The organism is Paractinoplanes toevensis (assembly GCF_018332695.1).
GTDB classification, from domain to species: Bacteria; Actinomycetota; Actinomycetes; order Mycobacteriales; family Micromonosporaceae; genus Actinoplanes; species Actinoplanes toevensis.
Genome location: NZ_BOQN01000061.1, coordinates 12,527 through 35,075 on the forward strand (window position 1 = coordinate 12,527; position 22,549 = coordinate 35,075).

Below are 22,549 nucleotides of genomic sequence, written 5' to 3' on the forward strand. Positions count from 1 at the left end.
CCTCCGAATGGGACTGTGGCTAACGTCGGTCCGTGGCGACGGATCAGGAGAAGGTGCTGCGGTCACTCGAAGGCCGACTCATCGCTCTGGGGGTTACGGACGCCCACCGGATCATCTCGAGGGCGCGTGATGGCACACTGATCCTTGCGCACCGGGGGGTATCGGAGATTCCGGATGAGGTCTTCGAACTGACGGACCTTCAGGCGCTCGGCCTCGGTTCAGAAATAGATGAGATTCCGGATCGGATTGCGCGTCTGCAGAATCTCCGGCAGTTGGTCTCGATTTCGGGGCTGAGTGTCAGCCCGCAGATCGGGAAACTGGCGAAGCTTGAAAGGCTGTCGTTGGCCGGCGGTAAAATCGAGCTACCCGAAGAAATCGGAGAACTGCGATCTCTGCGGCGCCTGATCATCACGCGTCATAACCTGCCGGCTATCCCGAGTTGGGTGTTCCAGCTCCATGGCCTCAAGAGGCTGGAGCTAAGGCATGATAAACTGAAATCGGTATCCGGAAGCTGGTTCCGTCTGCTCGAACTGGAATATCTCGACCTTTCCGGAAATCTGCTGCGCGATGTTCCGGGTAGCCTCGGGAGCCTGTCGCGCCTGCGGGTGATAAACCTTTCCGGAAATCGGTTGGCCGATTTGCCGACGGAGTTGGCGGAACTCTTATGCCTAGAAATTGCCTACCTGGGCTTCAACAATTTTGAAACGCTACCCAGCGTCGTTACGCGATGGTCATCCCTCCGTTCTCTGGATTTGAACTCTGATCCGAAAATTCGCGTTGAAGGCCTGGATGGAGGGGTGCGGCTCATCAAACAAGGGTCGGATCTCCGCACAGCGCCGACGTCCGGTCTTGCCTCATTGCCACGCGATCTTGTTGGTTTGTCCAACCTGCGAGAGTTGATATTGCATGGTAATCCTCGTCTCCAGCTGCCGGCCGAGTTGCTGGGTGAAGCGGGAGAAGTGCCAGGAATTGTCTGGGACAAGTCCGTCGGCGAGATCCTAGAATATTATTTTCGCAGTCTGGACGAGGCACGTCCGCTTAACGAGGCGAAACTTGTTCTCGTCGGCTGGGGTGGTGTAGGGAAGACATCCCTGGTCAAGCGTCTTATTTATGATCAATTTCAGGAGAGAGAGACTCGCACGGAGGGCATCGAAGTCTCCTCGTGGCAGGTCAACCTGATTGACGATGAAATTGTCCGGTTGAATGTCTGGGACTTCGGTGGGCAGGAGATCATGCATGCCACCCATCAATTCTTCCTGACCAATCGGGCGCTCTACGTTTTGGTCCTCACCGGACGCTCCGGCAGCGCGGACACCGACGCCGACTACTGGTTGCGGGTGATTGCCAACTTCGCGACCGGCTCGCCGATCATCATTGTTCTCAACCAGATCGATCTCGATCCGTTCGAGCTGGACGAGGCCGGTCTGCATCGCCGCTTTCCAGAGATCAAGGCCTTTGTCCGCACCGACTGCGCAACTCCTCGCGGTCTTGACGACCTGCGTGCGGAGATCCGCCGACAGACCTCGAACTTGCCGGACCTGCGGGCCAGCTTCCCGGCTGCCTGGTTCGCCATCAAGGACCGGCTCGCCTCGATGGGTGAGAAGTACCTGACTTTCGAGGCCTACCGCCGGGTCTGTGCCGAGTTGGGGGAGACCGAAGCGCAGGCGCAGGAGCGTCTGGCCGCGTTCCTGCATCTGCTCGGTATCGCACTCAACTACCGGGACGACCCTCGCCTGCGCGACACACACGTGCTCAACCCGCACTGGGTAACCGAGGGCATCTACGCGATTCTCAACTCGCAGCGGGTGGCTGACCAGCGCGGCGAGGTGGCCACCACCGAGTTGGCCGAGATCCTCGACCCGGTCGACTACCCGGCCGAGCGGCACGTTTTCCTGCTTGACCTGATGCGCAAGTTTGAGCTGTGCTTCCCGTTCGCCGACCAGGACGACCGGTATCTGATCGCCGACCTGCTGCCCAAGCAGCAACCCACGGCGGCGGACGATTACGCCGACGGCCTCCGCTTCGAGTACCGGTATCCCGTACTCCCGGAAGGGCTCCTTCCGCGCTTCATCGTGCGGACCCATGTCCTGTCGATGCTGCGCTGGCGCAGCGGTTGTGTGCTGAGCTGGGAAGGCAATCACGCCCTGGTGCGGGCGGACACCGGTGATCGTTGTGTGCGGATCTGGGTGAGCGGCCCGGCTGAGGGACGCCGCCGGCTGCTGGCCGTTGTGCGCTCGGACCTCGACCACATCCATCAGGGCTACAAGTTCAAGGTGGAGGCCTGGGTGCCGGTGCCCGGCCTGCCCGGTCTCGCCATTCAGTACAAGGAGCTGCTGGCGGCCGAGCGAGCCGGCATGGGCGTGTTGCCGAAGTTCGTCAACGACGAGATGCAGAACGTGCACGTCAGCGAGTTGCTGCACGGCGTGGACGTGCCGAAGGTGCCGGCGCAGCGTTCGCCGGCGGGCGGCGGTCGCCCGGCGCGGATCTTCATCAGCTACAGCCATCAGGACGAGCGGCACAAGGATGCGCTGGCCACCCACCTCAAGCTGCTGCAGCGGGAAGGGCTGGTCGATATCTGGCACGACCGCCGCATCGCGCCCGGCGCGGACTGGGCAACTGAGATCGATGGCGCTCTGCGCAATGCTGACATCGCGCTCTTTCTGGTCAGCTCCGACTTTCTCGCCTCGGATTACTGCCAAGGGATCGAGGTGGCTGAGGCGTTGCGGCGGCGGGCGGTCGGAGAGCTGCACGTCGTACCCATTGTCGTGCGTGAGTCGAACTGGGGCGCGTCACCACTCGCCGGCCTTCAGGCCGTGCCTTCCGATGCTCGGGCGATCGCCTCGATGCGGAACCGGGACAAGGGCTGGCGGGAGGTCAGTCAGAAGATCGAGGCGCTGGCTCGTGAACAGCTTGAAAAAAGCCGGTCAGGCCCGTAGACCGCGCCGCTTCGCGCTGCGACGCTTGCCATGTGTATGACTATGACCTGTTGGTCTTGGGCTCTGGGCCCAGTGGGCAGAAAGCCGCTATCGCCGCGTCGAAGTTGGGGCGCCGGGTCGGCATTGTGGATCGCCGGGACATGATCGGCGGGGTCTGCATCAACACCGGGACCGTGCCGTCCAAGACGCTGCGGGAGGCCGTGCTCTATCTGACCGGGCTCAGCCAGCGTGATCTTTACGGGTCCAGTTATCGGGTCAAGGAAGACATCACGGTCAGCGACCTCGCGGCTCGCACCCAGCATGTGATCGCCCGGCAGACCGATGTCATCCGCAACCAGCTTGCCCGCAACCACATCGTGATGCTGACCGGCACGGCCCGGTTCGCCGATGCGCACTCGCTGTGGGTGGACGGTGGGGACGGCCGGGACAACAAGGTCACCGCTGACAAGGTCATTATTGCGGCGGGGACGCGGCCGGCTCGGCCGGACAGTGTGGACTTCGACGACCGTACGATCGTCGACTCCGATGGGGTGATCAACCTCGAAGCGGTGCCGCGCAGCATGGTGGTGGTCGGTGCCGGCGTGATCGGCATGGAGTACGCGTCGATGTTCGCCGCTCTCGGCACCAAGGTCACCGTGGTCGAGCGGCGCGAGAAGATGCTCGACTTCTGTGATGACGAGATCATCGAGTCGCTGAAGTACCACCTGCGGGACCTGAGCGTGACGTTCCGGTTCGGCGAGGAGGTGGCCGCCGTCGAGAGGCACTCGACCGCGGCGCTGTGCATCCTCAAGAGCGGCAAGAAGATCGTCGCCGACACGGTGATGTACTCGGCCGGCCGCCAGGGTCAGACCGACGACCTCAACCTCGACGCGGCGGGGCTGACCGCCGACCGGCGCGGACGGATCGAGGTCGACGCCAACTACCGCACCGCGGTGGAGAACATCTACGCGGTCGGCGACGTGATCGGCTTCCCGGCGCTCGCCTCCACCTCGATGGAGCAGGGCCGCCTGGCCGCGCACCACGCCTGCGGTGAGCCGGCCCGCGAGATGCACACCCTGCAGCCGATCGGCATCTACACGATCCCCGAGATCAGCTTCGTGGGTAAGACCGAGGACGAGCTGACCGACTCGGCGACGCCGTTCGAGGTGGGCATCGCCCGCTACCGCGAGCTCGCCCGCGGCCAGATCGTCGGTGACTCCTACGGCATGCTCAAGCTGCTGGTCGCACCGGAGGACGGCAAGCTGCTCGGGGTGCACGTCTTCGGGACCGGCGCCACCGAGATCGTGCACATCGGCCAGGCGGTGATGGGCTGCGGCGGGACGGTGGATTACCTGGTCGACACGGTTTTCAACTATCCGACGCTGTCGGAGGCGTACAAGGTGGCCGCCCTCGACGCCTCCAACAAGATCCGCAACATCACCCGCATCGACGGCTAGTAGACCCAGACCTTCGTCTTCAGCGGGATCTTGTCGGTGGCCCAGATCCAGTTCATGGCCGCGTTCGAGAGGCGGGCGCAGCCGTGCGAGGCGGCGTACGGCGGGATGCTCGGCGAGCCGTGCACGGCGATGCCGCCGTTGAAGTACTTCGGGCGCCACAGGTCGCCGAGCGGCCCGTGGCGCGTCCCGTCGATCTGGCGGCCGACCTTGAAGTGGCCGGTGGGGGTGTCGGCCAGGTAGGTCTCACCCTCGTACTCGTAGTTCTCGTTCGATCCGGTCGAGGTGTTGAGCGTGGTCACCACCTGGCCGTCCTTGACCAGCATGAGCAACTGCTTCTTCAGGCTGATCTCGACGAGGTAGCCGCTGCCGGCCTTGGACTTCGCCGTCGGCCGTACCCCGGCGTCCAGGGCCTTCTGGGTTTTCGGCCCGACCGTGCCGTCCCGGCCGATGCCGGCCGCCTTCTGCAGCGCGAACACCGCCTGCTGGGTGGTGCTGCCGAACTTGCCGTCCGCCTTGTTGATCCAGTAGCCGAGCGAGATGAGCCGCTGCTGCACGGCGAGCACGTCGTCGCCCTTGGCGCCGATCTTCAGCTTTTTCGGCGCCGGGGCGGCGGTCGCGGTGGGGGCGGGGGTCGTCGGGGTCGCGCTGGGCGATTCGCTCACGCTGGGTGCCGCGGCCGGTTCCGAGGAGGGTACGGCGGTGGGGGCTTGCGCCCCGGTATCACCGGAATCGTCGGAGCCGCAGCCCGTGGCGAGTGTGAGAGTCGCGGCGATCGCCACCGCCAGCGTCAGAGCCTTCCGCACCATGTGTTCCTCCCGTCCCTGTGAGGATCATTGCCGAAAATGGTTCACAATGGCCAGCGGAAGGTGCATTCGCCTCATATCTGTTACGTGTGTGGCCCCGATCACCTAGCGGGTTCAAACGAGAGGTGGACACCGTCATGAAAAAGAGTCAAGTACCCTTCGGCTATGTCATGGATGGCCAGCGCCCGGCACGGCGTACGTGAGGCCCCCGCCGGGCTCGCGCTCGTGCAGGAGCTGCTGAACACCCGCGCGACCATGCACTACGGCGCGGACCTGCTGCTGTCGGCGGATGACGCCCAGCGCTGGCTGTCCGAGGCGATCAACACCTGGTCCCGGGTGTCCGGATTGCCGGCTCCGACGCTGCTCATCTCGTCGAGTGATCTGCGGTCGTTGCGCCGTCTCCGCACGACGTTCGAAAACGTGATCCTTGCCGCGGGTCAGGAGAATCTGGATGGCGCGCTGCCGCCGGCCGATGTGCCGGTGAGCCTGGTTCCGGACGCCGACGGCTGGGTGCGGATGGTTCCCACCGGCCGGGGCACCCGGTGGCTGGCGTCGGCGCTGTGGGCCGAAGCTCTTCTCGCGCAGCAGGCCGGGCTCTGGCCACGCCTGAAGCTGTGCCACAACGGCGACTGCCGGGCCGCCTTCTTCGACACCTCGCGCAACAACAGCGGTGTCTGGCATGACGTCTCCACCTGCGGAAACACCGCCAACCTGCGCGCCTTCCGGGAGCGGAAACGACTGATGGGCGGCAGCGGGGGTCAACCCCAGCCGCCGATCGTGGGACCGCCCAGTTTCCGCTGACCGTCCGTCCGGGTGGGAACTTCCCGCGGCGCCTGGGCGACTATGGGGATATGGCGTGTGAGCGGTGGCGCGAGATGTTGTCCGCGCAGCTGGACGGCGAGGACGATCCGGCCGGCCGGGAGCTGGTCGATGAGCATCTGGCCGGGTGTGCGGGGTGCCGGGAGTGGCTGGACCGGGCGGCCACGGTCAACCGGCTGACCCGCACCGGGGTGGGGGTCGCCCCCGATCTCAGCGCGGCCATTCTCGCCGCCCTGCCGGCCGCGCCGGCCGCCGCTCCGGCCGCGTGGAAGATGCCGTGGCGGTGGTTCTCGCCGGCCACCGCGCTCTATATCGCGCTGGCGGCAGTGGGCGCCGTACAGCTGATCCTCGGTCTCGACCAGATCGGTGGCGGGGTCGCGGGCGTGCACGACCACGCGGGAGCCGGCGCCACGTCGGGGCATCTCTGGCACGAGTCGGCCGCCTGGAACGTCGCGGTGGGGGCCGGCTATCTCTTCATCGCGCTGCGGCGCAGCCGGCCGTCGGGCCTGGTGCCGATGCTGACCGCTTTCGTGGGGATGCTGCTGCTGCTCTCCGTCAACGACCTCACCGGCGACCGGGTCGACGTCACGCGGCTGATCAGCCACGGGTTTGTCATCCTCGGTTATCTGTTGGTGGTGGCGCTGTCGCGGATGCCGAGCGGGTTCGCGGCGCCGCCGGGAGCGCGGGCCGACACCTGGTCGGGGTGGCGCGCTCGCTTCGAGGACGAGGTGGCGGCGCCGGCACTGCGGCCGGGGTTGCGGCTGGTGCCCCGCGGGCCGATGACCGCGGAGCACGATGAGCGGCAGGCGGCCTGACGGTTACCTCGCGGGGGGCCGGACCGAGAGCTCGCGCCACTCGTCGGGGCCGTTGAGCAGCGCACGCACGGTGTCCAGGGCCGCTTCCTCGCTGTCGTACTCGAAGAAGTGGGAAACCCCGTCGGCGCCGCCCGCGCGCTGCTCCACATACCACTGGTCGCCGCTCACCCGCAGGTAGACATCCTTGCGGGCGATGCGTCCCCACTTACCGTTCCACCAGTGCTTACGCTGCTCCATCCGGGCACTGTATCGAACATTTGTTCGAACCGTACCCGGCCTGGATGATCTTTTTCGCAGCGTGTCAGCGCGGTGGCTCCTGGTCACGGCGCAGGACCTCGTCGATGGCGCTGCGCCGCGCGCCGGAGGCGGTGGCGTCCTGGGCCAGCAGGTCACGGATCTGGGTGAGCAGGACGATGTCCTCGCTGGGCGACTTCGGCGGCGGCTCCTCGCCGCGGCGGCGGCGCTCGGCCAGCGCGTTCAGCGGGTAGACCACCAGGAAGTAGAGGACGGCGGCGGTGATCAGGAAGGTAATGATCGCGTTGAGGAAGCTGGCGTAGTCGAAGATGACGCCTTTGCGCGGCTCCCAGGCGCCGACGCCGGTGCCCGTGCCACCGCCCAGCAGCTGGATCAGCGGCTTGACGAAGCCGTTGGTGAAGGCGGTCACCACCGCGGTGAAGGCAGCGCCGATGACGATGCCGACCGCGAGATCGACAACGTTGCCGCGCATGATGAAGTCTTTGAAGCCTTGGATGATCTTGCTCACGAGCGCTCCCGCATGCCGGAGGGGTCCGTCCGGCGGCAGGTTCCCACCGCCGGTCGGCGACAAACTACGCCCATCGGGCAGCGGGTAAAAGTCAGTCGAGCGTCGCTTCCTCGGCCGTCACGGCCTCGTCGACCGTCGCGTAGGTGCGCAGCACCTCGACCAGGCCGCTGACCTCGAGAATGCGCAACACCCCGCGCTGCGGCGCGGCCAGCCGGACGGTGCCGCCGGCGTCGTCGGTGCTGTTCTTGGCGCGCACGAAGACCGAGAGCCCGGTGGAGTCGCAGAACGACACCTCGGCCAGGTCGAAGACCAGGCGGGTGCGCCCTTTCTCCAGCAGATCGCTGATCTGGTCCTGCAACTGGGGCGCAGTGGCCATGTCGAGCTCACCGGCCACCGACACGACGACCATGTCGGCGCGCTGTTCGGTTTGTACCGTCAGGGACATTCAGGACCTCCAGGTATGGGCAGAACGGTACTCCAGGTGTGGTGAGATCGGCAGGATGGGGCTCGGCGTTTGTGACCTTGCCCGGTTATTTGGCTGACAGCAACTATTGGACCTTGCGGTGATAGAGTCCGCCCCGGTCCGCGAACCCAGGTCAGGAGGCAGCGGTGGCGCTGAGTGCGGAAGAGGCGAGCCGGTTCGTCGTCCTGCTCGAGGAAAACCAGGACGATCTGGTCGGTGCATGGACCGACCGGGTGGCGGCGACCCTGCGCGGCCGGCTGAGCCGCACCGAGCTGCAGCGGCAGACCGCGGACCTGTTCAAGGGGTTCCAGCTGGCACTGGCCGGCGGGGCTACCGATCTCGCCCACGAGCCGGCCGCCGAGCTGCGTGCGCAGCTCACCGAGCTGTCCGGCCACCGGGCCCGGCAGGGCTTCTCGACCACCGAGACGGCGGTCAGCGTCTACTCCCTCAAGGAGGCGCTCCTCGCGAAGCTCGGCGACGATCTCGCCGGCCTGCGGGACTACATCGCCTTCTCGGCCTTCATCGACGCCGCCGCGCTGTTCACCTTCGACAGCTACGTGCGGGTCCGCGAAGAACTGATCGCCGACCAGGCCGAGCAACTGCTCGAGCTGTCCACCCCGGTGGTCAAGCTGTGGGAGGGCGTGGTCGCCGTCCCACTGGTCGGCACGCTCGACTCGGCGCGCGCCCAGGTGGTCATGGAGCGGCTGCTGCAGACCCTGGTCGACACCGGCTCGCCGTACGCGATCATCGACATCACCGGCGTCCCGGCTGTCGACACCCAGGTGGCGCAGCACGTCCTCAAGACCGTGGTGGCCGCCCGGCTGATGGGTGCCGACTGCATCATCTCCGGCATCCGCCCGCAGATCGCCCAGACGATCGTGGCGCTGGGCATCGAGTTCGGTGACATCGCGACCAAGGCCTCGCTGGCCGACGCGCTGCGCTACGTGCTCAACAAGAACGGTTCCCGCAAGCACAGGGAGCGCTGAGGTGGAGCGGGTTCCGGTCCTCAAGATCGGTGACATCCTGCTGGTCTCCATCCAGATCGACATGGAGGACCAGGTCGCCCTGCAACTGCAGGAAGACCTCGCCGACCGGATCGTGGCCACCGGCTGTCACGGCGTGATCATCGACATCAGCGCGCTGGACATCGTCGACTCGTTCGTCGGCCGCACCCTGGCCACCATCGCCTCGATCTCCCGGGTGCTGGACGCCGAGACCGTCGTGGTCGGCATGCGCCCGGCCGTGGCGATCACCCTGGTCGAGCTGGGCCTGTCGCTGCCCGGCATCCGCACCGCCCTCAACGTCGAACTCGGTATGGACCTGCTCGCCCGCAACCGGGCGGAGGAGTACGACGACCGGGACGACGAGGACGAGGACGAGGCGGAAACGCCTGCGGTAAACGCGTCGTGAGCGAAGCGGGGCAGCGGCTCGAGGTCACCTCGGACCAGGACGTCGTCCGGGTCCGCCAGCTCGTTCGCACGGTCGCCGTCGCGGTGAAGCTCTCCCTCGTCGACCAGACCAAGCTCGTCACCGCGGCCAGTGAGCTCGCCCGTAACACGCTCGTCTACGGCGGCGGTGGATCGGTCGAGGTGGCCACCGTGAACAACGGCCGCAGGCAGGGCATCCGCATCGTTTTCGCCGACCAGGGCCCGGGTATTGCCGATCTCGGCCTGGCCCTCACGGACGGCTACACCACCGGCGGTGGTCTCGGACTAGGGTTGAGCGGCGCCCGCCGGCTGGTGGACGAGTTCGACATCGCGACCGAGGTCGGCCAGGGCACCACTATTACCGTCACCAAGTGGTGCCGATGATCGGAGGCACGGTGGCGTCGCTACCCGAAGGGCTGCTCGATGGGGGTAGCTGGTTTCGGGTCGAGGCCGCCCCAACCGCCTCCGCTGCGCGGCGCGCGGCCGAGCGTCTCGCCACCGAGCTGGGCCTGCCGGAAAGCCGCCGGGCCGACCTGTCGATCGTGACCGCCGAGGCGGCCGGCAACCTCGTCAAGCACGCCGACCAGGGGACGCTGCTGGTCCGCACGGTGCGCACCGAGATGCAGGCCGGCGTCGAGATCATCGCGATCGATCACGGGCCGGGGATGATCGATCCGGAGCGGTCGGTCGGCGACGGGCACTCGACGGCCGGCACTCTCGGCATCGGGCTCGGTGCGATCGTGCGCCAGTCCTCGTGGTCGGACCTGCACTCCGTACCCGGCAAGGGAACCGTCCTGGTCGCTCAGGTCTGGCCGGCCGATCCGCCGCCGCCCGCCTGGGCGGCGGGCCTGACCCGCCCGCTGAGCGGAGAATCGGTCAGCGGCGACGCCTACGCCATCCGCGAGGCGGACGGCCGGCATCAGGTGCTCATGTGCGACGGGCTGGGACACGGCGGTCTCGCCGCCGCCGCGTCGCACGAGGCGGTCCGCGCCTTCGCCGAGGCCCCGGCGGCCCCACCCGCGGCCGTGGTCGAGCTCCTGCACCGCCGGCTCAACCACACCCGTGGTGCCGCGCTGGCCGTGGCCGAGCTGGACCCGGTGGCCGGCCTGGTCCGATACGCGGGGCTGGGCAACATCGCCGGCACGGTGATCTCGCCGGGCGGCCGGCGCGGCATGATCTCGCTGCCCGGCATCGCCGGCCACCAGCGCCGTCAGATCCGCGAGTACGACTACCCGATCGGCCCCGACGCGATCGTGCTGATGCACAGCGACGGCGTGGTCGACCGGTGGAACATGACCGACTACCCGGGTCTGCTGTACCGATCGCCGACGGTGATCGCCGCGACCGTGCTGCGCGATGCCGGGATCCGCCGCGACGACGCCGGCGTGCTGGTGGCCCGGCTACCGTGAGCACCGCCGGCCAAGCTCCGGAACCGCTGATGCGCATGCCTCTGCGGGTGGAGCAGGACATTTTCGTCGTGCGCCAGCTGGGCCGGGAGGTGGCCCGTGCGGCCGGCATGGAACAGCAGGACCAGACCCGGCTGGCGACCGCGCTCAGCGAGGTGGGCCGAGTGTTGCTGGCCGCCGGGCATTCCGCCGACGTGGTGTTCGAGGCGGAGCTCAACGGGGTACCCAGATTGCGTGTCGCAGTGGTGAGCCCGCAATCAGGGAACATCGCTGAGTTGAAACTGCAGCTCGGTCAGGTCGGCCGGCTGGTCGACACGTTGGAGGTCGGCGATGGCGAACCCGGTACGGTGGTCTGGATGGCCCGACGGCTGCCGGCGAGTGCGCCGAGGCTGACCCCGGAACGCATGGACGAGATACGTGCCGGGCTCTCCGAGCATGTCCCGGGGACGCCCCTGGACGAGCTGAGCGTGCAAAATCAGCAGCTCATCGCAGCCCTTAATGAGGTGCGCGCGCAGCGCGACGATCTGGCCCGGCTGAACGCCGAGCTGGAGGAGACGAACCGCGGTGTGATGGCGCTCTACAACCAGCTCTCGCAGGAGCTGGAGGAGACCAACCGCGGGGTGGTGGCCCTCTACGCCGAGCTGGACGAGAAATCGGAGCAGCTGCGCACGGCCAGCGAGGCGAAGAGTCGGTTTCTGGCCAACGTGAGTCACGAGCTGCGCGCCCCGGTCACCGCGGTGATCGGGCTGGCCCGGCTGCTCAACGACCCCGCCTCGGACCCGCTCGCCGACGAACAGCGTCGTCAGGTCGAACTGATCAGCTCGTCCGCCGGTGACCTGCTCACCCTGGTGAACGATCTGCTCGACCTGGCCAAGGCCGAGGCCGGCCGGATGGAGCCGGAGTGGGCCGAGGTCGATCTGCGGGCCGTCTTCGGGCAGCTGCGCGGCACGCTGCGGCCGCTGGCCACCCGGCCCGAGGTCGACTTCGTGGTCGAGGAGCCCTCGGTGCCGATGCTGCGCACCGACGAGCTGCTGCTCACCCGGGTGCTGCGCAACCTGCTGACCAACGCGATCAAGTTCACGGCCGAGGGCGAGGTGCGGCTCGCGGTCCGCACCGTGGACGACGACGTCGAGTTCACCGTCGTGGACACCGGGACCGGCATTCCGCCCGAGCTGCACGAACGGATCTTCGAGGAGTTCTACCAGGTGCCGGGCAGCCGGGCGATCACCGGCAAGGGCACCGGGCTGGGCCTGCCGTACGCCCGCCGCCTGGCCGGCATCCTGGGCGGTGGCCTGCGGGTCGCCTCCACACCCGGCCGGGGCAGCACGTTCACCCTGGCCCTACCGGTCAACCCGTCATGAACCCGGCCACACTCCTCGTCGTCGACGACAGCGCCACCAAGCGATATCTGCTGGTCAGCTGGCTGACCCGGGCCGGTTTCACGGTCCGGCAGGCGGAGACCGGCGGCGAGGCGCTGCGGATGCTGCCCGGCTCGGACATCGACCTGGTGGTGCTCGACGTGAAGCTGCCGGACATGAGCGGCTTCGACGTCTGCGAGCAGATCAAGACCGACCCCACATACGGGTCGCTGCCGGTGATCCACGTGTCGGCGCACGCGGTGGACGTGGTCGACCGCACCCAGGGGCTCAACCGGGGCGCGGACGCGTACCTGGTGGAGCCGATCGAGCCGGACGAACTGATCGCGACCTGCCAGGCGGTGCTGCGCTACTACTCGGCCCGGCAGCGGGCCGAGTCGCTGGCGGCCCGGATGGTGCGGCTGGCCGAGGCCACCCTGGCGATCAACTCGTCGTCCACCCTGCCCGAGCTGCTCAAGGCGGCCGCGGCCGGCGCGTACGACATCTTCGGCGGCCCGGTGGTGGTGCTGGCCGACACCGTCGACGGGGAAAGCCTGGCCGCGGTCGGCTCACCGCCGGTGGTGCGGCCCTGGGCGCTCCCCGAGCGCAGTGTGGCGGTCGGCTCCCTGGTGCGCACCGACGAGCCGGCCGACTGGGGCGTCGCCGACTGGCCGGAGGGCGAGACGGTGGCGGTGGCCGCGGCCCGGCTGCGGATCGACCGTCCACCGGTCTACGTGGCGGTGCCGAGCAGCTCGCAGAACCCCGGTTTCCCGGTGCTGCGCCAGCTTTCCCAGGCTCTCGCGGCGGCGGTGGAGGCCCAGCGGTCGTACGACGAGGAGCATCGGATCGCGGTGACCCTCCAGCGCAGCCTGCTTCAGTCGCGACTGCCCGACGTGCCCGGCGTGCAGATGGCGGTGCTCTACGAGCCGGCTTCGGCGCAGACCGAGGTGGGCGGCGACTTCTACGAGCTGACCATGCTCGGCGGAAAGCTGCTGGTGGCGATCGGCGACGTGGCCGGCCACTCGCTGCACGCGGCCACGGTGATGGCCGAGGTGCGGCATGCGGTCCGGGCGTACGCGGTGGAGGGGCATCCGCCGGGCACGGTGCTCGACCTGGTCAACCGCTTCATGCGCACCGTGCTGCCGACCGACTCGGCCACGTTGTGCCTGCTCACGCTCGACCCGGCGACGGGCGCGGTGCAACTGGCCAGCGCCGGCCACCTGCCGCCGCTGCTGCGGACCGATGAGGGCGTGCACTTCCTGCAGCCGCGCGGCCCGCTGCTCGGCATCAACGCACCCCGCCCGGAGGACCTGGAGTTCACCCTGCCGGCGGGCGGCACGCTGGTGCTCTACACCGACGGGCTGGTCGAGCGCCGGGACGCCGATATCGACGTCGGACTGGCCGCGCTGTCCCGCTGCGCCACCGATGTCGAGCCGAGCCTCGACGCTTTCTGCCGTCGCCTGTTGTTGCAACTGGCGGGCACCGGACCACAGGCGGACGACATCGCCGTGGTCGCTCTGCGCCGTTCTTAGTTGATCTTTTAAGCGGAGCGGGGAGGGCTTGACACCAACTATTCACTCATTGAATAGTGTGCGCCATGTCCACCGCCCACGTCCTTCTCGGACTGCTCGCCGGCGGCCCGCGGCACGGCTACGACCTGAAACGGGCGCACGACGAGAGCCTGCCCCGGGCCAAGCCGCTCGCCTTCGGCCAGGTCTACGCGACGCTGGGCCGGCTCGAGCGGGACGGCTACGTCACCGAGTCCGGCCAGGACCGCGACGGTGGCCCCGACCGCACCTCCTATGAGCTGACCGACGACGGCCGCCGGCACCTCGACACCTGGTTATCCGCCGTGGAACCCCCCGCGCCCTACGTGACCAGCGAGATCTTCAGCAAGGTGGTGGTCGCGCTGCACGCGGCCGACGCCGAGCGGGCCCGCGACTACCTGGTCGCCCAGCGGGCCGCCCACATGAGCCGCATGCGCGAGCTCACCACCGCGAAATCCACTCCCGCCGCGAGCATCGGTGACGTGATCGCCGCCGACTACGCCATCGGGCATCTCGAAGCCGACCTGCGCTGGCTGCAGACCACGCTGACCCGGGTCGCCGGACTGTCGAAGGAAGTGACCAATTGAGCGCACTGCTGAGCGGTACGAACGTCGTGCGGAACTACGGCGCCACTCCCGCGCTGCGCGGCGTGGACCTCGCCGTCGACGAGGGCGAGATCGTCGCGGTCACCGGGCCGAGCGGCTGCGGCAAGTCCACGCTGCTGCACTGCCTGGCCGGCATCCTCCGGCCGGACGCGGGCACGGTCACCTACCGCGACCAGAACATCGGGCTGTGGTCCGAGGCGGCCCGCTCCCGGCTGCGCCGCACCGACTTCGGCGTGCTGTTCCAGTTCGGGCAGCTGGTGCCCGAGCTGACCGCGGTGGAGAACGTCGCGCTACCGCTGCTTCTCGCCGGTTCGGGGCGGCGAGAGGCGCGGAGCGTGGCGGCCGAGTGGCTCGACCGGCTCGGCGTGGCCGAACTGGCCGAACAGCGGCCCGGCGCGATGTCCGGCGGCCAGCAGCAGCGCTGCGCCACCGCCCGGGCCCTGGTCACCCAGCCGCGCGTGCTGTTCGCCGACGAGCCGACCGGCGCGCTCGACGTGCTCACCGGTGAGCAGGTGCTCGGCGAGATCGTCCGGGTGGCCCGCGAACTGGGCACCGCGGTCGTACTGGTCACGCACGCGGCGAGCGTGGCCGCCTACGCCGACCGGGAGATCGTGCTGCGCGACGGCGTGCTCGACCCGACCGGGCTGGGCCTGGGTGTCGCCCGGTGAGACCGTCGACCCTGACCCGGCTCGCGGTGGCCGGCAGCCGTACCGACCTGCTGCGAACCGTGCTCACCGCGCTGAGCGCCCTGCTCGCCACCGTCGCCATGCTCTGCGCGGCCACCGTCCTGAGCGTCCACGGCTGGGCCGATCGGTACACGAATCCGCTGCTGGTCGAGCCCGGCCTGCGCCCCGGGGTGGCCGGGACGCTGATCCTGGTCTCGCTGCCGGTGCTGGCGCTGGCCGGGCAGTGCATCCGGCTCGGCGCGCCGGCCCGGGACCGGCGGCTCGCCGCGATCCGGCTGGCCGGGGCCACCCCGCAGGAATCGGTGCTGATCGCCACCGCCGAGACGGCCGTGGCGAGCCTGTTGGGGTCGGTGACCGGGCTGGTGGCGTTCATCGTCGCGCGGCGACAGCTCGACCGGCCCAACTTCTACGGCCAGCGGGTGCTGCCCACCGACGTGCTGCCGCCGGTGCCGGTGATCGTCGTGCTCGTCCTGCTGGTGCCGGTGCTGTCCGCGTGGATCGGGGCGTTTCTGCTGCGCCAGGTGATCATCACACCGCTGGGCGTGGTGCGGCGGGTCCGCACCCGCGGTCCGCGGCCCTGGCCGGGGCTGCTGATCGCGGCCGGCGTCGTGCTCTTCGCGGTCCCGGGCCAGCTGGCCGAACAGCGGAGCTTCTCGAAGAACACGATCTACGCGTTCCTCGGCGCCGGCGCGGTGCTGACCATGGCCGGGGTGGTGCTCGGCACGGCCTGGATCTCGTACGCCGTCGGGGTGCTGCTGCGCCGCTACGGTCGCGGGCCGGTCACCCTGCTCGCCGGGCAGCGGCTGATCACCGACCCGTGGAACGGCAGCCGGACGATGGCCGGGTTGCTCACCGCCGTGATCGCGGGGGCCATCGCGCTCGCCTACCGGGAGCTGCTGGCCACCGAGTTCCGCTCCTACGACATCTACAACGCGATGATGGGCTGGAGCGAGGGCGGGGTCGGAGCGCCGGACGAGCCGGAGTTCTACTACGGAGCGGTGCGGCTGGTCATGGTGGCTGTCGCGCTGGTCTCGGTGGTGGCGGCGGCCGGGGTGCTGGTGGCGCTGGCCGAGAGCATCGTGGCGCGGCGACGGACGTACGCCGCCCTGACCGCGACCGGCGTGCCACGCCGTACGCTCTCGGCCGCGGTCCTCCTGCAGACGCTGACGCCGTTGATCCCGGCCCTGCTGCTGGCGCTCGCCGCAGGCGACGCCCTGGTCCGGTTGATCGAGACCGAGATCCCGATCGGCAACGAGTTCCGCGAGTGCGTCGAGAGAGGCCTCGGCGGCTGTGAGGCGCCGCGGCACCCGGAGATGGCCACCGTGCTGCACGTGCCGATCCCGTGGGCGAACCTCGCCCTGCTCGGCGGGGGTGCGCTGCTCGCGGTGCTCGTCGCGGTCGGTGCCGGCCTGCTCGTGCTGCGGGCCAGCACCGACCTCGAGGAGTTACGAGCGGGCTAGCCCGAGGACGTCCAGGGTCCAGGCGGCCACGAACGCCTCCTCTTTCCAGGCGTCGTAGCGGCCGCTGGGCCCGGCGTGCCCGGCACCCAGCTCGGTCTTCAGAAGGTAGTCACCGTCGGGGGCGACGACGCGCAGGCGCGCGATCCACTTGGCCGGCTCGTGATAGAGCACCCGGGTGTCGTTGATGCTGGTCACCGCGAGGATCTTCGGGTACGGCAGCTTCTCGACATTTTCATACGGACTGTACGACTTCATGTACGCGTAGACCTCGGGGGACTCGATCGGGTTGCCCCACTCCTCCCACTCGGTCACGGTCAGCGGCAGCGCCGGGTCGAGGATGGAGGTCAGCGGGTCGACGAACGGCACCTGGGCCACGATCCCGGCGAAGGCCTCCGGCGCCAGGTTGGCGACCGCGCCCATCAGCAGGCCGCCGGCCGAGCCGCCCCGGGCCACCAGCCGGTCGGCGGTCGTCCAACCCTTGGTGACCAGCGCCTGCGCGCACGCCACGAAGTCGGTGAAGGTGTTCTTCTTGGCGAGGAGCTTGCCCTCCTCATACCACCGGCGGCCCATCTCGCCGCCACCGCGCACGTGCGCGATGGCGAAGACGACGCCCCGGTCCAGCAGGGACAGCCGGGCGATCGAGAAGAACGGGTCGATGCTGTGCTCGTACGAGCCGTAGCCGTAGAGCACGGCCGGCGCGTTCTTCCCGGTGCCCTTGCGCACCACGATCGAGATCGGGACCTGGGTGCCGTCGGCGGCCCGCGCCCACTCGCGGAACTGCTCGTAGTCGGCCGGGTCGTAACCGCCGAGCACCGGCTTGCGCTTGCGCAGCGTCATCTGCCGGGTCACCAGGTCGACGTCGTAGACCGAGTCCGGCGTGATCATCGAGGTGTAGCCGATCCGGACCGAACCGGTGTCGTACTCCGGGTTGCCGGCGAGCCCGACGCTGAACAGTGGCTCGGGGAACTCCATGTCGTAGAAGTCGGTGCTGCCGTCACCCATCACCCGCAGGCCGGTCAGCCCGTCGCGGCGCTGGGAGATCACCAGGTGCCGGGCGAACGCGTCGACCGACTCCAGCCGGGTGCCCGGCTCGTGCGGGATCAGCTCGACCCACTCGCCCGGGTTGTCGGCCGAGGTGTAGGCCAGCGCGAAGTCCTCGGCGTCCTTGTTGTGCAGGATCAGGAAGCGGTGGCCGTGGTGCTCGATCGAGTATTCGACGCCCTGCTCGCGCGGCGTGACCACCACCGGCTCGGCCGTCGGCGTCTCGGCCGGGATCACCCGTACCTCTGAAGTGATCTTGCTTTGGGTGTCGATGACCACGAACTTCTCGCTGCGGGTGAGCTCGACGCCGACCCAGAAGCGCTCGTCCGGCTCCTCGAAGACCAGGACGTCTTCACTGGCCGGACGGCCCACGGTGTGCCGGAAGACGCGGTAGGGCCGCCACGCGTCGTCGACCGTCGTGTAGAACAGCGCGCTGTCGTCGGCCGACCAGGCGGTGCCGTAGAACGTGTCGGGCACCTCGTCGGCCAGCACCTCGCCGGTCACCAGGTTTTTCACCCGCAGGGTGAAGCGCTCGCTGCCCTCGAAGTCGGTGGCGAAGGCCAGCCAGTTGCCGTCCGGGCTCACGTCGAAGGTGCCCAGCGCGAAGAAGTCCTTGCCCTCGGCGAGCTCGTTGCCGTCGAGCAGGACCTGCTCGCCCGGCTTCTCGTCACTCATCGGCGGGTCGGTCTCGCCCGGGGCGACCGGGACCCGGCACTGGATGCCGTACTGCTTTCCCTCGACCGTGCGCGTGTAATACCAATAGCCGCCCTTGCGGCTGGGCACCGAGAGATCGGTCTCCTGGGTGCGGCTCTTGATCTCCTGGAAGACCCGCTCGCGCAGCTCGGCAAGGTGGGCCGTCGCCCGCTCGGTCCAATCGTTCTCCGCCGTGAGGTAGGCGACGGTGTCCGGATTTTCCTTGTCGGCGAGCCAGGCGTATTCATCGGTCACGGTGTCGCCGTGGAACGTGCGCTCGCTCGGGACGGCGCGGACCGTGGGTGGGCTGTCGGGCGTTTCGGTCGTCACGGGAGCAACGTTACCGGTCGTCACGGCATTTTCCGCGGCCATAGACCCGCGCGCGTTCGAACATGTGTACGATATGCCAGAGTGGACGATCTTACGGCTGTGATCATCGGGGACCATCAGTGACTTCGCGCATTTTCGATGCTCTTGTGGACATCTGCGGCCCCGACTACGCGCGGGCGGCGCGCTCCATCGATACCGTCGGCGGTCACCGGGCCGGCCACGTCGCGGTGCCCGCGACGGCCCAGGCCGTCGGCGACATCCTGCGACTCGCGGCCGACGAAGATCTTGCGGTGGTGCCGCGCGGTTCCGGCAGCAAAATCAATTGGGGTACGCCTGGGCAGCGCGTCGACCTCATTCTCGACACCGCGCGGCTCAGTGGTCTGTGGAGTCACGACGTCGACGCCCGCACCGTCGAGGTGGCCACCGGCACCCCGGTGCGCGCGCTGCAGGCCGCCCTGGCTCTTCGCGGCCAGCGCCTGCCGGTCGACCCGCCGTCACGCACGGCTACCGTCGGCGGCATGCTCGTGGTCAACGAGTCCGGCCCGCTGCGCCATCGTTTCCGGACCCCCGCCGATCATGTGGTGCGGATGAGCTACGTCGACGCTACCCGCCGAGCGGAGCGCCCCGGCCTCGCCGAGGTCGCCGGCGTGATCACCTCGGCGGTGGTCCGGCTGCAGCCGCTGCCGGCCGCCCGCCAGTGGGTCACCGCGCCGGTGCCCTCCCCGCTGCAGGCCGCCAAACTCGCCGCCGAGGCGACCGGGCACGAGGTCAGCGCGGTCGAGGCCGACCTGCCCGCCGAGGGTCCCGGCGCGGTCTCCGCCCTGTTCGAGGACGCCGACGCCGGCCGCCTGGCCGCCGCGTGGGGTGTGTCGGTCACGTCGATCGCGCCGCCGTGGTGGGGTCAGTACCCGTTCGGCCGCGACGACGTCGCCCTGCGCCTCTCGGTCGCCCCCGACGATCTGGCCGCCACCGTCTACGCGCTGGCCGACGCGCTCGGCGGCGCGGCGCCGGTGCGCGGGTCGGCCGGCCTGGGCAGCGTGCACGCGGTGCTGCCCGGCACCCTGCCGGCCGAGCGGCTGGAACAGATCATGGAGACGCTCCGGCACGTGCTGATGGCCCGCAACGGCCGGGCCGCGCTGATCGCGGCCCCGCCCGAGCTGGCCTCCCGGCTGGATATGGCAACCCGTCGGGAGCTTTCCTAACCCTGGACGACCGGCACCTGGATGCGGGTCGACGGGTGGCGGGTCGGCATGGGCTCGGCGCCGACGGCGTAGGTGAGATAGGCGAAGCGGCCCACCTGCGCGTTTCCGGTCAGCACCAGCTGGCGCGAGCTCAGGTGGCGGGGGAGCAACGGGGTGCCGCGGCCCAGCAGCACCGGTGCGATGCCCAGGATGATCTCGTCGAGCAGGCCCTGGTCGACGAACTGGCCGACCAGGTCGCCGCCGCCGACCAGCCAGACGTTGGCGCCCTTGGCCGCCACCAGCATGGCCTCGTGGACCCGCCGCACGTCGCCGCTGACCATGAAGATGTTGGCGTCCGGCACGAGCGGCAGCTCCCGGTGGGTGAAGACCCAGCACGGACGGTCGCCGTAGAGGTCGTGCCAGTTCTGCGGCTCGGCCATCACGTTGTCGTTCTGGAGGACCCACTCGTACGTGTTGGCGCCCATGGCGAACGCACCTACACCGGCGATGAACCCGCCGAACGGGTTCTCGTTGCCCCCGTCGACGTCGAACAGCCAGTTGAGCGAGTTGTTCTCGTCGGCGATGTATCCGTCGATAGACGTCGCCGTGTAGTACTGCGTCTTCGCCATGCAACCCACTTTATGGGGTAAAACGGTGCTATCCGGCGTCATTTCGGAGAACCAGGATCGCGATATCGTCCCGGGGCTCCTCGACCGAGAAGTTGATCGTGATGGAGCGCAGCCGGGCCGCCATCACGTCGGCCGGATAGCCGGCCAGTGGGCCGGCCGCCTCGCGCAGCCGGGTCGTGCCGAACAGCTCCCGGCCGCGGCGCCGCTCGGTCACCCCATCGGTGTAGAAGATCAGCGAGTCACCCGCGCCCAGCCGCACCTCGGCGTCCGGCGAGGAGATCGTCTCCAGCAGGCCCAGCGCGGTGCCGCCCTCGCCGACGAACGACGTCTTGCCGTCCGCCCGTACCAGCACCGCCCGGTCGTGCCCGGCCAGGTGGAGGCACACCACCAGGGTGCCGTCCGGCTCCCGGTGCACCATGGCCATCGCGAGCGTGCAGTAGCGGCCGCCGCCCCGCTGCACCAGCGTCTTGTTGACCCGGCAGAGGATCTCGGTCATCGGCTTGCCGTCGTCGACCAGGATCCGGATCACGTCGCGGACCAGGCCGGTCACCGTGGCCGCCTGCACGCCCTTGCCGGACACGTCGCCGACCACCACCAGCCAGCGGCCGTCGCCGGCCGGCACCACGTCGTAGAAGTCGCCGCCGACCTCGGAACCGGTCGGAACGTATTCGGCGGCGAAACCGACCCCGTCGACCTTGGGCAGGGCCGGCGGCAGCAGCGACGCCTGCAGGGTGCGGGCCACCTTGCGACGCTCGTCGTGGATGCGCGCGTTGTCGATGGCCAGGGCCGCCCGGCGGGCCACGTCTTCCAGAACGGCGACCTCGTCGGCGTCGTGCCGGTGCCGGATGTGCCGGCCGACGGCCAGGGTGCCGAGCCGGGCGCCGCGGGCCACCAGCGGCACCGCGAACCCCTCGGACGGGGAGCCGAGCATCACCTGGGTGCCGAGCCGGGACGCCTCCTCGAGCCGGGCCAGCACCGAGTCGGGGCCGGTCTCGGCGAGGGTGTCGTGCAGCGGGGCCAGGGCGCTCTCGTCGGCGTGGGTGGCCGCGGCCAGTTGCAGCCGGCCCCAGGCGTCGGTGGTGTGCACCGCGCACCACTGGCCGAGCCGGGGCACCACCAGCTGCGGGATCAGCGCCATCGTGAGGTTGACGTCGAGCGACTGGGCGAGCAGCTCGCTGGCCTCGGCCAGGAACGTCAGCCAGGTCTGCCGGCGCAGGTCGGTGCGGCGCAGCCGGTCATTTTCCAGGTGCAGCGAGAACCGCTCGGCGACGATCGTGGCCAGCGGCTGCGCGTAGCCGGTCGGGGCCGCGTCCAGCTCCAGCTCGCCCGAGTAGGGGCGGTGCACGGCCAGCGGCACCCGGATGGTGTCGGCGTCCTCGCGGGGCTGCCGGCCGTGCCGGGCCAGCAGCTGCCGGCCACCGCCGTCGCCGCGATCGAGCCGCACCACGCCGCCGGCCGCACCGGTCAGCCGGGCGAGCCGGGCCAGCAGGTCGGCGGCGAACTCGGCGAGCGCCTCGTCGGTCTGCCGCTCCGGGTTGATCTGCAGCAGCGCGGTGAGCGCACCCACGCTGGGGGTGCCGGCCTCGACCACGTTGGCGGCCGGCACCACGGCGGTGGTCGACTCCGGGAGGTGCTGCCCCTCGAGGCGGAACCAGACGCCCTTGCCGGTGCCCTCGTGCACGGTGCCCCAGCGGGACGCGAAATGGTCGACCAGCAGCAGGCCACGGCCGCGCTCGGCCACCTCGCCGATGTCGACGCTCTCGTTGCGCGGACCGACCGCCAGCTGCTCGACCGGGCCGGGCGCGAAGTCGGTCACCGTCACGGTCAGGCCGGTCCGGTCGGCGCTGACCTCGATGTCCAGCTCGGTGTTGGCGTGCACCACCGCGTTGGTGGAGAGCTCGGTGGTCAGCAGGAGGGCCTCGTTGAGCAGGGCGTCGAGCCCCGCGTCCTCAAGCACGGAGCGGACCAGTGCCCGGGCCGCCGCCGGAGTGCGCCGGTCATTGGGCAACCGGACCCGCCGGACGAGACCGCCCGCCGGAGTTTCCGAAGCTGACACGCCATGCATCTTCTCCTGTCGGCGGGGGCTTGCACAAAGTCGTGTCTCGCATTGACCCGGTCGAGCGAGAGAGGATAGGGGGCCCGGTGAGTCGGACA

Annotated in this window: 21 protein-coding genes; 14 read left to right on the plus strand and 7 right to left on the minus strand. The window is 69.4% G+C overall.

Annotated elements, in window-relative coordinates; translation table 11 throughout:
• Positions 1 to 32: 32 nt before the first annotated feature.
• Complete coding sequence (locus tag Ato02nite_RS23430) at positions 33 to 2,936, plus strand: COR domain-containing protein (RefSeq protein ID WP_213008747.1); 2,904 nt, start codon at positions 33 to 35, stop codon at positions 2,934 to 2,936.
• Positions 2,937 to 2,968: 32 nt separating this feature from the next.
• The gene (gene sthA / locus Ato02nite_RS23435) at positions 2,969 to 4,372 is read left to right on the plus strand and encodes a Si-specific NAD(P)(+) transhydrogenase (RefSeq protein WP_213008748.1); all 1,404 of its coding nucleotides are present in this window, start codon (positions 2,969 to 2,971) and stop codon (positions 4,370 to 4,372) included.
• Here the strand turns inward: sthA and Ato02nite_RS23440 are convergent.
• On the minus strand, positions 4,369 to 5,178 hold the full coding sequence (locus tag Ato02nite_RS23440; protein WP_213008749.1) for a L,D-transpeptidase family protein: 810 nt from the start codon (positions 5,176 to 5,178) through the stop codon (positions 4,369 to 4,371). The two genes, sthA and Ato02nite_RS23440, sit on opposite strands and share 4 nt — an antisense overlap.
• 162 nt (positions 5,179 to 5,340) lie before the next feature.
• On the opposite strand from Ato02nite_RS23440, the gene Ato02nite_RS23445 reads away from it, so the two are divergent.
• On the plus strand, positions 5,341 to 5,976 hold the full coding sequence (locus Ato02nite_RS23445; protein ID WP_246607335.1) for a CGNR zinc finger domain-containing protein: 636 nt from the start codon (positions 5,341 to 5,343) through the stop codon (positions 5,974 to 5,976).
• 50 nt (positions 5,977 to 6,026) lie between these two features.
• Positions 6,027 to 6,809, plus strand: coding sequence for a zf-HC2 domain-containing protein (locus tag Ato02nite_RS23450; protein WP_213008750.1), 783 nt, complete (start codon positions 6,027 to 6,029; stop codon positions 6,807 to 6,809).
• Positions 6,810 to 6,812: 3 nt separating this feature from the next.
• Here Ato02nite_RS23450 and Ato02nite_RS23455 read toward each other — a convergent pair whose 3' ends face one another.
• From Ato02nite_RS23455 to Ato02nite_RS23465, 3 genes are all read right to left on the minus strand, one after another.
• Positions 6,813 to 7,046 (minus strand): hypothetical protein, encoded by a 234-nt coding sequence (locus tag Ato02nite_RS23455; protein WP_213008751.1) that lies wholly within the window; start codon positions 7,044 to 7,046, stop codon positions 6,813 to 6,815.
• 64 nt (positions 7,047 to 7,110) lie between these two features.
• The gene (gene mscL / locus Ato02nite_RS23460; protein ID WP_213008805.1) at positions 7,111 to 7,563 is read right to left on the minus strand and encodes a large conductance mechanosensitive channel protein MscL; all 453 of its coding nucleotides are present in this window, start codon (positions 7,561 to 7,563) and stop codon (positions 7,111 to 7,113) included.
• A 100-nt stretch (positions 7,564 to 7,663) separates the two neighbouring features.
• A complete protein-coding gene (locus Ato02nite_RS23465) occupies positions 7,664 to 8,017 on the minus strand; it encodes an STAS domain-containing protein (protein WP_213008752.1) in 354 nt (117 codons plus the stop codon).
• Between the two features lie 164 nt (positions 8,018 to 8,181).
• Here Ato02nite_RS23465 and Ato02nite_RS23470 point away from each other — a divergent pair, with 164 nt between their 5' ends.
• The 9 genes from Ato02nite_RS23470 (at position 8,182) to Ato02nite_RS23510 (ending at position 16,521) form a co-directional block, all read left to right on the plus strand.
• On the plus strand, positions 8,182 to 9,021 hold the full coding sequence (locus Ato02nite_RS23470) for an STAS domain-containing protein (RefSeq protein WP_213008753.1): 840 nt from the start codon (positions 8,182 to 8,184) through the stop codon (positions 9,019 to 9,021).
• Between the two features lies 1 nt (position 9,022).
• Complete coding sequence (locus Ato02nite_RS23475) at positions 9,023 to 9,445, plus strand: STAS domain-containing protein (protein WP_213008754.1); 423 nt, start codon at positions 9,023 to 9,025, stop codon at positions 9,443 to 9,445.
• Positions 9,442 to 9,846: an ATP-binding protein gene (locus Ato02nite_RS23480; RefSeq protein ID WP_213008755.1), complete on the plus strand. Its 405-nt coding sequence runs from the start codon at positions 9,442 to 9,444 to the stop codon at positions 9,844 to 9,846. Before Ato02nite_RS23475 ends, Ato02nite_RS23480 begins: the two co-directional genes overlap by 4 nt.
• Positions 9,843 to 10,871 (plus strand): SpoIIE family protein phosphatase, encoded by a 1,029-nt coding sequence (locus Ato02nite_RS23485; protein ID WP_213008806.1) that lies wholly within the window; start codon positions 9,843 to 9,845, stop codon positions 10,869 to 10,871. The genes Ato02nite_RS23480 and Ato02nite_RS23485 overlap by 4 nt, the downstream gene beginning before the upstream one ends.
• Before the next feature lie 35 nt (positions 10,872 to 10,906).
• On the plus strand, positions 10,907 to 12,229 hold the full coding sequence (locus Ato02nite_RS23490; protein WP_213008807.1) for a sensor histidine kinase: 1,323 nt from the start codon (positions 10,907 to 10,909) through the stop codon (positions 12,227 to 12,229).
• On the plus strand, positions 12,226 to 13,755 hold the full coding sequence (locus tag Ato02nite_RS23495) for a SpoIIE family protein phosphatase (RefSeq protein WP_213008756.1): 1,530 nt from the start codon (positions 12,226 to 12,228) through the stop codon (positions 13,753 to 13,755). The genes Ato02nite_RS23490 and Ato02nite_RS23495 overlap by 4 nt, the downstream gene beginning before the upstream one ends.
• A gap of 65 nt (positions 13,756 to 13,820) precedes the next feature.
• On the plus strand, positions 13,821 to 14,357 hold the full coding sequence (locus Ato02nite_RS23500; protein ID WP_213008757.1) for a PadR family transcriptional regulator: 537 nt from the start codon (positions 13,821 to 13,823) through the stop codon (positions 14,355 to 14,357).
• Complete coding sequence (locus Ato02nite_RS23505) at positions 14,354 to 15,043, plus strand: ABC transporter ATP-binding protein (RefSeq protein WP_213008758.1); 690 nt, start codon at positions 14,354 to 14,356, stop codon at positions 15,041 to 15,043. The genes Ato02nite_RS23500 and Ato02nite_RS23505 overlap by 4 nt, the downstream gene beginning before the upstream one ends.
• Positions 15,040 to 16,521, plus strand: a complete 1,482-nt coding sequence (locus tag Ato02nite_RS23510) for an FtsX-like permease family protein (RefSeq protein WP_213008759.1) — start codon at positions 15,040 to 15,042, stop codon at positions 16,519 to 16,521. Before Ato02nite_RS23505 ends, Ato02nite_RS23510 begins: the two co-directional genes overlap by 4 nt.
• On the opposite strand, the gene Ato02nite_RS23515 is transcribed toward Ato02nite_RS23510, so the two are convergent.
• Positions 16,507 to 18,585 carry a S9 family peptidase gene (locus Ato02nite_RS23515; RefSeq protein WP_213008760.1) on the minus strand — a complete coding sequence of 693 codons (2,079 nt, stop codon included), beginning with the start codon at positions 18,583 to 18,585 and terminating at the stop codon, positions 16,507 to 16,509. The genes Ato02nite_RS23510 and Ato02nite_RS23515 overlap by 15 nt on opposite strands.
• A 119-nt stretch (positions 18,586 to 18,704) precedes the next feature.
• On the opposite strand from Ato02nite_RS23515, the gene Ato02nite_RS23520 reads away from it, so the two are divergent.
• On the plus strand, positions 18,705 to 19,787 hold the full coding sequence (locus Ato02nite_RS23520) for an FAD-binding oxidoreductase (RefSeq protein ID WP_246607337.1): 1,083 nt from the start codon (positions 18,705 to 18,707) through the stop codon (positions 19,785 to 19,787).
• Here the strand turns inward: Ato02nite_RS23520 and Ato02nite_RS23525 are convergent.
• Positions 19,784 to 20,395 (minus strand): dihydrofolate reductase family protein, encoded by a 612-nt coding sequence (locus Ato02nite_RS23525; protein ID WP_213008761.1) that lies wholly within the window; start codon positions 20,393 to 20,395, stop codon positions 19,784 to 19,786. The genes Ato02nite_RS23520 and Ato02nite_RS23525 overlap by 4 nt on opposite strands.
• A gap of 28 nt (positions 20,396 to 20,423) precedes the next feature.
• Positions 20,424 to 22,451 (minus strand): SpoIIE family protein phosphatase, encoded by a 2,028-nt coding sequence (locus Ato02nite_RS23530; RefSeq protein ID WP_246607338.1) that lies wholly within the window; start codon positions 22,449 to 22,451, stop codon positions 20,424 to 20,426.
• Between the last annotated feature and the right edge of the window lie 98 nt (positions 22,452 to 22,549).

Excerpts from the sequence above, each read along its gene's own strand:
- Ato02nite_RS23440 (WP_213008749.1), bottom strand. The coding sequence starts at position 5,178 with ATGGTGCGGAAGGCTCTGACGCTGGCGGTGGCGATCGCCGCGACTCTC.
- Ato02nite_RS23445 (WP_246607335.1), top strand. The coding sequence starts at position 5,341 with ATGTCATGGATGGCCAGCGCCCGGCACGGCGTACGTGAGGCCCCCGCC.
- Ato02nite_RS23450 (WP_213008750.1), top strand. The coding sequence starts at position 6,027 with ATGGCGTGTGAGCGGTGGCGCGAGATGTTGTCCGCGCAGCTGGACGGC.
- Ato02nite_RS23455 (WP_213008751.1), bottom strand. The coding sequence starts at position 7,046 with ATGGAGCAGCGTAAGCACTGGTGGAACGGTAAGTGGGGACGCATCGCC.
- Ato02nite_RS23465 (WP_213008752.1), bottom strand. The coding sequence starts at position 8,017 with ATGTCCCTGACGGTACAAACCGAACAGCGCGCCGACATGGTCGTCGTG.
- Ato02nite_RS23485 (WP_213008806.1), top strand. The coding sequence starts at position 9,843 with ATGATCGGAGGCACGGTGGCGTCGCTACCCGAAGGGCTGCTCGATGGG.
- Ato02nite_RS23490 (WP_213008807.1), top strand. The coding sequence starts at position 10,907 with ATGCCTCTGCGGGTGGAGCAGGACATTTTCGTCGTGCGCCAGCTGGGC.
- Ato02nite_RS23495 (WP_213008756.1), top strand. The coding sequence starts at position 12,226 with ATGAACCCGGCCACACTCCTCGTCGTCGACGACAGCGCCACCAAGCGA.
- Ato02nite_RS23500 (WP_213008757.1), top strand. The coding sequence starts at position 13,821 with ATGTCCACCGCCCACGTCCTTCTCGGACTGCTCGCCGGCGGCCCGCGG.
- Ato02nite_RS23525 (WP_213008761.1), bottom strand. The coding sequence starts at position 20,395 with ATGGCGAAGACGCAGTACTACACGGCGACGTCTATCGACGGATACATC.